The 6,660-nt window shown below is 71.3% G+C and carries 8 protein-coding genes, 1 tRNA gene and 1 pseudogene; 2 read left to right on the top strand and 8 right to left on the bottom strand.

Going from position 1 to position 6,660, the window contains the following annotated elements:
* Nucleotides 1-180: 180 nt before the first annotated feature.
* Nucleotides 181-702 carry a DinB family protein gene (locus tag EYA84_RS23280; protein WP_131055324.1) on the bottom strand — a complete coding sequence of 174 codons (522 nt, stop codon included), beginning with the start codon at nucleotides 700-702 and terminating at the stop codon, nucleotides 181-183.
* Nucleotides 703-814: 112 nt separating this feature from the next.
* Between EYA84_RS23280 and EYA84_RS23275 the strand changes: the two genes are divergently transcribed.
* Complete coding sequence (locus EYA84_RS23275; RefSeq protein WP_131055323.1) at nucleotides 815-1,021, top strand: hypothetical protein; 207 nt, start codon at nucleotides 815-817, stop codon at nucleotides 1,019-1,021.
* A 37-nt stretch (nucleotides 1,022-1,058) separates the two neighbouring features.
* Here the strand turns inward: EYA84_RS23275 and EYA84_RS23270 are convergent, their stop codons facing one another.
* Both EYA84_RS23270 and EYA84_RS23265 read right to left on the bottom strand, forming a co-directional pair.
* Nucleotides 1,059-2,204 carry a polysaccharide pyruvyl transferase family protein gene (locus EYA84_RS23270; RefSeq protein ID WP_131055321.1) on the bottom strand — a complete coding sequence of 382 codons (1,146 nt, stop codon included), beginning with the start codon at nucleotides 2,202-2,204 and terminating at the stop codon, nucleotides 1,059-1,061.
* A 95-nt stretch (nucleotides 2,205-2,299) separates the two neighbouring features.
* Entirely contained in the window at nucleotides 2,300-2,665 is a 366-nt protein-coding gene (locus EYA84_RS23265; RefSeq protein WP_236145917.1) for a hypothetical protein, read from the bottom strand.
* A 25-nt stretch (nucleotides 2,666-2,690) separates the two neighbouring features.
* On the opposite strand from EYA84_RS23265, the pseudogene EYA84_RS23260 reads away from it, so the two are divergent.
* Nucleotides 2,691-2,999 (top strand): annotated as a pseudogene (locus tag EYA84_RS23260) (dihydrofolate reductase family protein); the annotation flags it as partial.
* Nucleotides 3,000-3,053: 54 nt separating this feature from the next.
* Here EYA84_RS23260 and EYA84_RS23255 read toward each other — a convergent pair.
* The 5 genes from EYA84_RS23255 to EYA84_RS23235 all read right to left on the bottom strand — a co-directional run.
* Nucleotides 3,054-3,851: an alpha/beta fold hydrolase gene (locus EYA84_RS23255; RefSeq protein WP_131055316.1), complete on the bottom strand. Its 798-nt coding sequence runs from the start codon at nucleotides 3,849-3,851 to the stop codon at nucleotides 3,054-3,056.
* A gap of 476 nt (nucleotides 3,852-4,327) precedes the next feature.
* Nucleotides 4,328-4,402: transfer RNA gene (locus EYA84_RS23250), tRNA-Val, on the bottom strand.
* Between the two features lie 86 nt (nucleotides 4,403-4,488).
* A complete protein-coding gene (locus tag EYA84_RS23245) occupies nucleotides 4,489-4,953 on the bottom strand; it encodes a peroxiredoxin (protein WP_131055314.1) in 465 nt (154 codons plus the stop codon).
* Between the two features lie 59 nt (nucleotides 4,954-5,012).
* Nucleotides 5,013-5,450: a DUF3052 domain-containing protein gene (locus tag EYA84_RS23240; RefSeq protein ID WP_131055312.1), complete on the bottom strand. Its 438-nt coding sequence runs from the start codon at nucleotides 5,448-5,450 to the stop codon at nucleotides 5,013-5,015.
* Between the two features lie 114 nt (nucleotides 5,451-5,564).
* Nucleotides 5,565-6,660, bottom strand: a 1,096-nt coding sequence (locus EYA84_RS23235) for an alpha-ketoacid dehydrogenase subunit beta (RefSeq protein ID WP_275540811.1), incomplete at its 5' end; no start/stop codon positions are given.

The raw sequence follows: 6,660 nt of genomic DNA, 5'->3' as shown, positions 1-6,660 counted from the left end.
GCGCGACCTGGGCAGAGGCCGCCGGGTACGCGGCCGGGGTGGCCGCCGCCGCCTGCACCCACGACGGCATGGAGTACCCGCCGGGGCTGCTTCCCCTCCCCTGACGACCGCCCCTCGGCGCCCGTCAACGTGCGCCGGTCAACGTGCGCCCGTTCGAGAACGCCGGTATGAGAACGCCGGTCAGAGTGCGCCGGTGGTGCCGTCGGTGAGTTCCCGGAGGATGTCGGCGTGCCCGACGTGCCGGGCGGTCTCCTCGATCATGTGCACCAGGATCCAGCGCAGCGACACCTCACCGAGCTGCGGTTGCGGCACCACGTGGTCCAGGTCGAAGCGGGCGGCGATCTCCCGCGACCGGTCACAGGTCCGCTCGTAGTCGGCGGCCAGGCTCTCCACCGTGTCGCCCTCGTCCAGGGTGAAGCTGGCCAGCGCCGCCTCCTCCGAGGTGGGGAACACCTCGCCCGGCGCCGGGTCGAGCAGGATGTGGAACCAGTTGCGTTCGATCTCGGTGAGGTGTCTGACCAGCCCGGCGATCGTGGTGGCCGAGGGCAGCAGCCGACGGGCCGCGTCGGGGTCGGAGAGGCCCCGCAGCTTGCGCAGCAGCACCGCCCGGTGGAAGTCGAGGAACGATTCGAGGACGTCCCGTTCGCCGGCCACCCGGTTGACGACCGGACCGAGCGTCGGGTCTATCGCGATCTCCGCCATGAGGGGAGATTAGTCCCGTTCCGACCCGCCGACTGTCCCGCACGCCCCGGGCTGTCCGCTGCGCGGGCGGCTATCCGCTGCGCGGCGACGGCGGGCGGGGCAGGATGGGCGCATGGCATCCTCGGTTGAGATCCCGCTGGTAGGTGGCGAGGCGGACGGACAGCAGGTCACCGTCGAGCTGGACCCCAACGGCCGTCCCCCGCTGACCCACCACCACCTGGGCTCGGCCGGCCTGGCCGGGGCGGACATCTACGAACTGGAGTCGGTCGACGCCAAGAGTCAGCAGTGGCGCTACTGCTGGCGAGGCCCGGCCGTCTGACCCACCCGGCACACGACGCGGCCCGCCCACCGGACGGTCAGGCGCCGACCTCGACCAGGGACCGGGCGCGCAGGCTCTCCAGCACCGCCCGGGTGACCCGCGAGGTGCCCCGGGCCTCCTCACAGACCTGGGCGACCCGCTGCGCGGTGGTCTCCCGCCGCTGGTCACGTTCGTCCCAGAGCTGGTCGACCTCGGCCAGCAGCGGCCCCTCCACCTCCCGCTCCACGCCGCGCAGCGCCGGCACCCCGAGTCGCTGGGCCAGGTCGAAGACCTTTCCGGCGTACGGCAGGGGCAGGAACGGCGTACCCATCATCGCGGCGAAGATCAGGAAGTGCAGTCGCATGCCGACGGCGAGGTCGAAGTGGCGCATCAGCCCGAGGACCTGTTGCGGCGAGTAGGTGCCGTGCAGGATGCGTCCGCGTTCGGCGGCGGTCATGTGCGAGAGCACGCCGTGCGAGTGCCGGATGTCGTCGCGCTCCATCGGGACGAAGAGCACGTGCGCGTCGATCCGATGCACCAGGAAGTCGCCGATCTGGGCCAGCAGCCGGTGGTACCCGTCGACGTCGAGCCGTTCGGCGGCGCGGCCGGGTTCCCGTACGCTCATCCCGACCAGCCGCTTGCCCGCCGGCACGCCCTCCTCGCGCAGCAGTGCCGCCGGGAAGTCCTCCGGTTCCAGCAGGAACGCCGGGTCGGCGGTGACCGTGATCGGGTTGAGCAGGCCGGCCTCCTCCAGCACCATCCGCGACTCCTGGTCGCGGACGGTGACCTGGGTGGCGCCGGCCAGCGTCTCCCGGACCATGCCGGTGTCCACCATCTCGCTGAGCGGGCCCACCCCCACCGCGTACGTCAGCAGTGGCAGGCCGCGTTCCTGGGCGACCCGCACCACGCGGAGGTAGCGGCGGGCCTCCTTGTCGTAGAGGATGCCGCCGCCGCCCAGGATCAGCAGGTCGAGCTGGGAGAGCACGAGGGCGGAGTCGGTCCGGCTGACCCCCTCCCACGGCACCGCCTCGACATCCGGATGCGCCAACGCGGTGTGCGCCGGGTTCCGTGAGAAGACGATGATCCGGGCGTTCGGCTCCTGTTCGCGCAGGTCGGCCAGCAGGCCGGTGAGGATGGCCTCGTCACCGAGGTTGCGCCCACCGTACGAGCCGAGCACACCGATGGTCAGTCCGGCACGCGTCATCCGTCGCTCCTCCCCAGGTGCGTCCGCATCGACGTCTTCCCGCTGCGCCGACGAACAGTCCTCGCGTACCCGGGGCGTCCGGTGGCGGTCGGCGGTCAGGAGGGCTCGGCGGTCAACCGGGACACCAGGGCGACGACCACGTCGTCGGGGTCGAACCCGGCGTCGATCGAGGGGGTGAGCAGGTCGAGCAGGAGCCCGTCCACGGCGTAGCGCAGCAGGGTCACCTCGAACGCGCCACCGGGCAGGCCGGCGGCCAGTTGGTGCGCGACGTCGTCGCGGTAGCCCCGGCGCAGGGTCGCACCGAGGATCCGGGCCAGGTCGGGACGGCGGGTCGCCTCCAGGCGCAGCTCGATCAGGGCGCGGGTGAGTTCCGGCTGCCGGGTGGTCCGTTCGACGATGTACCGGACGTAGTCGGTGAGCAGGGCCGTGGAGGGTTCCCGGGCGGCCAGTCCGGCCAGCACCGTCTCGTCGGGGGCGAACCGCTCGAAGCAGTACGTCTTCGCCCGCTCGCTGGCGCCGTCCGACGACCCGGCGGTGGAGATCGTCTCCGGTGACCCGGTCGCCTTCGTCCGCGATCTCAAGCAACGGTCCGGCGGCGACATCTGGCTCTGCGGCGGCGGCCAGCTCGCCGGCCACCTGCTGCCGGAGGTGGACGAACTGGTGGTCAAGGTCAACCCGATCGTCGTCGGCAGCGGCATCCCGCTCGCCGACCGCTCGTTCGACCTGCAGCACTTCACCCTGGTCGACACCACCCCCATCGGCGCGGGCGTGATCATGCTGCGCTACACCCGGTGAACAACGTGCCGGATGGACCGGCACGGTGCCGGCGGCGCGATCAGGCTGAAGTACTCAGACCGGGGTGTTCAGGGTGTGGGTGAGGAAGGGGAGGACCACCGCCGGCAGGGCGGGCGAGTCCACGATGTCGTAGTGGGTGAGCCCGGGCAGGACCGCCAGGCGGGCGTCCGGCCGGTCGGCACCGTCCCAACCGGCGTCCCGGTGTCCGCCGCCGAGCAGGCCGAAGAACTCGACCATGTGCGCGGGACGGATCGAGTCGGCGTCGGCGAAGACCAGCAGGGTGGGGGTGGTCAGCGCGGCCACCTCCGCCGACCAGTCGTACTCGCGGCGCAGCAGCTCGCCGGTCCTGGCCCAGAGCTTCGGCCAGTCGTCGGGGCGGGGCGCGACCTGTCGATAGAGCTCGTACGCCGGGATGCCCGTCATCCGCTCGCCGGCCGCCTCGTCGGGCTCCGGCATCCCGGCGAGCACCTCGGGGAACCAGCCCTGACGTCGGCACGGCGCGGAGACCACCACCAGTCGGCGGAGCAGGTGCCGGTGCTGGACTGCCAGCCGCAGGCCGACCCCGCCTCCGAGGGAGAAGCCCAGCACGTCGACCGGACCCAGACCCAGGTGACCAATGAACGCGGCCACGTCGTCGGCCATCGACTCGTACCGCATCGGACGGTCGACGTCGGCGGTGCGTCCGTGACCCGGCAGGTCGACACTGATCACCCGGCGGCGCTGCGCCAGCGCGGGCCGGATCGCGGCGAAGGTCTCGACCGCGCCGAACCCGCCGTGCAGCAGCACCAGCGGCCGACCGGAGCCGTGTGTCTCGTACCAGAACCGCACGTCGGCGACCTCGGCGTAGCCCACTCGCGCCCCTCCCCGTCCGCGTCGGCACCGACCCGACGACGACGGTACGCGGCACCCGTCCGGCTCGGCTCCGTTTGCCGGAGACCGCACCCCCATCGTCACGCGCGGCCCACGAGAGACACGCCCGTGTCCGCATCCGGGCTGCCGTACGGCGGGCGCTCGGCTGATGCTCGGGACCTGACCGACAGCACGTCGGGCCCTTTCGAGCTGAGAGCGTCCACGGATCGCGGTGAGCGGTCCCGGCCTCCGGCACTCCGTGCCGAGGATCTGCGATAGCGCAAACGGTTCAGCTCGAAAGGCGCCGAAGTAGGAACCAAGGAGGTCGCCGCCGACGCGTATTTTCGCACCCGAACCGCACGTCGGCGACCTCGACGTATCCCACGGCGACGTCACCGCCACGACCGCCGATGCGGAGACGGCCCGGAGAACGATGCGGAGACGGCCCGGAGAACTGATCTCCGGGCCGTCGTTCGATCTGGTGGGCGCGGCAGGTTTCGAACCTGCGACCCCTCGCTTGTAAGGCGAGTGCTCTCCCGCTGAGCTACGCGCCCGGAACGCCGTACGGCGAGCCGGCGGTTGGCAAGCCTACCCTGCCGCCCACCGGCCCTACCGGACGGTTACCACCGTTCGGGACGGGTCAGGCGCCGGCCTCGGCCAGGGCCTTGCGCCACCCGTGCTGGTCACGCGGTTCGCCCGGCATGTTCATCTCGGCGAACCGGACCACGCCGTTCTTGTCGATGACGAAGGTGCCCCGGTTGGCGATGCCGGCGACCTCGTTGAAGACGCCGTACGCCTGGGCGACGGCACCGTGCGGCCAGAAGTCCGACAGCAGCGGGAACTGGAAGCCCTCGCGGTCCGCCCAGACCTTGTGGGCGTACACCGAGTCGACGCTGACGGTGAGTACCTGGACGTCGTCGCTGACGTACTCGTCGAGGTTGTCCCGCACCTCGCACAGCTCGCCCTGGCAGATGCCGGTGAAGGCCAGCGGGTAGAAGACCAGCAGGACGGAGCGCCGGCCACGGAAGTCGGCGAGCCGGACCTCCTGGTTGTTCTGGTCCTTCAGCACGAAGTCCGGCGCCTCGGCGCCAACCTCGATCGGCATGCGAGCTCCTTCGGGAGTCAGGTCGGGTCGGCCTCAGCCTGTCACACCGCTGAGCAGGGTCACTTCTTGCCCTTGGCACCTCGGCGCAGCACGAGACGGGCCCCGCTCCAGTCCTTGCCGGCGTTGATGGTGGAGGTCTGTTGGAGGCCTGCGGTGGGTGCGGACTCGGAGACCTCACTCGGTTCCACGTGCCCGTCACGGCCGGCCTTGGGCGTCAACAGCCACACGACCCCGTTGTCGGCCAGGGGGCCGAGGGCGTCCACGAGAAGTTCGAAAAGATCACCGTCGCCGTCCCGGTACCACACCAGCACCGCGTCGACCACCTCATCGGTGTCCTCGTCGACCAGGTCACCACAACGGTCGGTCAGGGCGTCCCGGAGATCGGAGTCGACGTCCTCGTCGTACCCCATCTCCATGACGACCATCCCCGGCTCGATGCCGAACCGGTCCGCCAGGCTGCGTACCCCGTCGGCAGCCTGACCAGCGGTCGCGCTCACTGTCGCGTGCCTCCTCATCTCGTGGCGAGTTCGCGGCGTCCCCTCGAACGCCGTCAGGCAAAGTCCACACAGTTGTGCCCTCCGGCGCAAGTGGCGCACCGGGTGGAACGAAATTTACCGTGCCAGCAGCGTACGGGCACCCTGGGTGATGGCCTCCTCGGACACCAGGACCTGACGGGCAGCCGGACCTAACGGCACAAATGAGTCAACTGCGGCCACTCGTCGTGCCGCACCGACATAACCGGCGTCCACCAGCGCGGCGATCACTCCCTCACCCACCCCGCCGGAGCGTCGGGTCTCGTCCACCACCAGCACCCGGCCGGTCGCGGTGGCCTCCCGGATGAGATCGGCCACAGGTAGCGGGGCCAGCCAACGCAGGTCCACCACGCGGGTGCCGACGCCCTCGTCGGCAAGCGCCGACGCGGCCCGCAGCGACATCCGGACGCCGTTACCGAACGTGATGATCGTGACGTCCTCGGCCGAGCCGACGCCGTACACGCGGGCCCGCCCGACCGGCACGTGTGCGCCCGCCCAGGCGCCCGGCTCGGCGTACCCGGCCAGCCACTCCCCGTCGCCGTCGGTGTAGAGGTCGCGCGTGTGGTAGAGCCCGATCGGCTCCAGGAACACACAGACGCTGCCGTCCACCGCCGCGCTCGCCAGGCAGGTCCGCAGCATCGCCGCCGCGTCGTCCGGTCGCGCGGGTACGGCGATCACCAGCCCGGGTACGTCCCGCAGCACCGCCACCGAGTTGTCGTTGTGGAAGTGCCCGCCGAAGCCCTCCTGGTACGCCAACCCGGCCACCCGCACCACCATCGGGTTCCGCATCGCGCCCTGCGAGAAGAACCCCATGGTGGCCGCTTCGCCGCGCAACTGGTCCTCGGCGTTGTGCAGGTACGCCAGGTACTGGATCTCCGGCACCGGCAGCATCCCGGCCAGCCCGGCACCGAGCCCCAGGCCGAGGATCGAGGTCTCGTCGAGCAGGGTGTCGAAGACCCGGGCGACACCGAACCGGTCCCGCAGTCCCTTGGTGACCCCGTACACCCCACCCTTGGCGGCGACGTCCTCGCCGAAGACGGCCATCTGCGGATGGTCGAGCAGCCCGTCGGTGAGCGCGGCGTTGATGCTCTGCGCCAGCGTCAGCGGGCCGACCAGCTCCGGCGGCTTGCCGCCGAACGCCTCGACCCGTGCGCCCGCGTCCGGCCCTGTCTCT

It is taken from the genome of Verrucosispora sp. SN26_14.1 (assembly GCF_004307965.1).
In the GTDB taxonomy this organism is placed as follows: Bacteria; Actinomycetota; Actinomycetes; order Mycobacteriales; family Micromonosporaceae; genus Micromonospora.
Note: the sequence above shows the minus strand (reverse complement) of the source record. Positions and strands in the feature narration are given on the sequence as shown.